The organism is Moorena sp. SIO4E2, from assembly GCF_010671945.1.
Taxonomy (GTDB): Bacteria; Cyanobacteriota; Cyanobacteriia; order Cyanobacteriales; family Coleofasciculaceae; genus Moorena; species Moorena producens.
Genome location: NZ_JAAHIE010000990.1, coordinates 1 through 2,017, shown reverse-complemented (window position 1 = coordinate 2,017; position 2,017 = coordinate 1). Strand labels below are relative to the sequence as shown.

Annotated in this window: 1 protein-coding gene and 1 pseudogene; both read left to right on the top strand. The window is 42.7% G+C overall.

What is annotated here, in order from left to right; translation table 11 throughout:
- The first annotated feature begins 334 nt into the window (after positions 1-334).
- Entirely contained in the window at positions 335-1,306 is a 972-nt protein-coding gene (locus F6K37_RS39800) for a protochlorophyllide reductase (protein WP_287256780.1), read from the top strand.
- A 507-nt stretch (positions 1,307-1,813) separates the two neighbouring features.
- Positions 1,814-2,017, top strand: a pseudogene (locus F6K37_RS39795) (class I SAM-dependent methyltransferase); the annotation flags it as partial.

Genomic DNA, 2,017 nt, shown 5'->3' with positions numbered 1-2,017 from the left:
CCAAGGTTAATCGGTTGTTCGCCTTTGGCGTTCGGTGTAGGGTAGGTTAACCGGTTTAAAGTTAACCGGTTGAAGCTTAGAAACTGGAACCTTCAACCTGTAACCTTCAACCTGTAACCTTCAACCTGTAACCTTCAACCTGTAACTTTCAACCTATAACTTTCAACCTGTAACCTTCAACCTGTAACTGGCTACCTGTAACCTTCAATCTGTAACCTTCAACCTGTAACTGGCTACCTGTAACCTTCAATCTGTAACCGAAGATAGTATCTTTGATCGCAACTTATTATGAGAGCCTAATAAAGTTACGATCAATTGACCGATTTTAAACAAAATGGAAAACGATCAAAAGTCAACGGTGATTATTACAGGGGCCTCCTCGGGAGTTGGTTTGGAAGCCGCCAGAGCTCTTGCCAAAACCTGGGGATGGCATGTGGTGATGGCTTGTCGGAATCTGGATAAAGCGGAAAAAGCTGCCCAAGAGGTGGGAATACCAAAAGACAGCTATACAGCGCTATATATTGACTTAGCTAGTTTTGCCAGTGTCCGGCAGTTTGTGAATGCTTTCAGAGCAACCGGCAGAACCCTCGATGCCTTGGTGTGCAATGCTGCCATCTATCTGCCGTTATTAAAGGAGCCGTTGCGAAATCCCGAGGGATATGAATTGAGCGTTGCTACCAATCACCTCGGTCATTTCCTCCTGTGTAATCTAATGCTAGAGGATTTGAAGAGTTCATCTTCTTCCCAGCCAAGGCTAGTGATTGTGGGAACTGTTACTGCTAATCCCAAGGAATTGGGGGGAAAGATTCCGATTCCAGCACCTCCAGACCTGGGAGACCTCAAGGGTTTTGAAGAAGGATTCAAACCCCCGATCTCAATGATTAATGGCAAAGCCTTTAAATCTGGCAAAGCTTACAAAGACAGCAAACTCTGTAACATGCTGACCATGCGAGAGCTGCACCAGCGCTATCATGACTCTACCGGAATAGTTTTCAGCTCCCTTTATCCAGGATGTGTTGCTGAAACCGCTCTATTCCGCAACCACTATTCCCTGTTCCAGAAACTATTCCCATTGTTCCAGAAAAACATTACTAAAGGCTATGTCTCCCAGGAATTAGCAGGCGATAGACTAGCAATAGTAGTTGCTGATCCTAACTATAATAAATCCGGTGTTTACTGGAGCTGGGGTAATCGACAAAAAGAAGGTCGTAAGTCCTTTGTTCAAGAAGTTTCTAATGAAGCAATGGATGATTCTAAAGCTAAGCGCTTGTGGGAATTGAGCGAAAAGTTAGTTGGACTGGGGTGATGGTAAATCATGATGCGTTACTATAGCATTAAGGAAAGGCAAGAGGCAAAAGGCAATAGGCAAAAGTTAATCAACTATATAGGTACTTTTGCTAATCGAAAAACCTTCCTTTTTTTCAATTCCTTTGTAAATGCTATATATGCGTTACTAGTTTTGTCCACTCCTTTAGCATGATTGATACTATTGATTAGGGAGCAAAATGCTCCCACTATCAAATCACTCAGGCTCTAGCATTTATAACGTGAAAACAAATCCTGATTTATCCTAACATCATAAAATCCTCGAATATAGCGTTTTCGCAATTATGAGGTACAGCCTTATTTCAGGCTGATTTCCTGACAATCCTCTTGACTCTTGCCTTTTGCCTTTTGCCTCTTGCCTTAAAAGGATAAGCAATGTCGCTCATGACTATTAAAATTGCTATATATTGACCCTGTTCCCTGTTCCCAGATCCGCTGTTCCCTTATTCCATCAATATTATGTTTACATCTAAACTAAAACTGCTAGATGAAAGACATTAAAGAACTAATCCAAGCTATCTACTCTAAAGACTTGGAAGAGAAAAAAATTTGGTATTCTTCTGTGGCAGAGGCTTACGACCAGGCTAGACCACGCTATCCTCAGCAACTGATTAACCGTGCCGTGGAGTTAGCCCAACTTCCTGCCGATGGGATCATTCTTGAAGTGGGATGCGGTCCGGGCACTGCTACA

What these genes read in the sequence shown, in the direction of transcription:
- F6K37_RS39800 (WP_287256780.1), top strand. Translation starts at nt 335, where the DNA reads ATGGAAAACGATCAAAAGTCAACGGTGATTATTACAGGGGCCTCCTCG.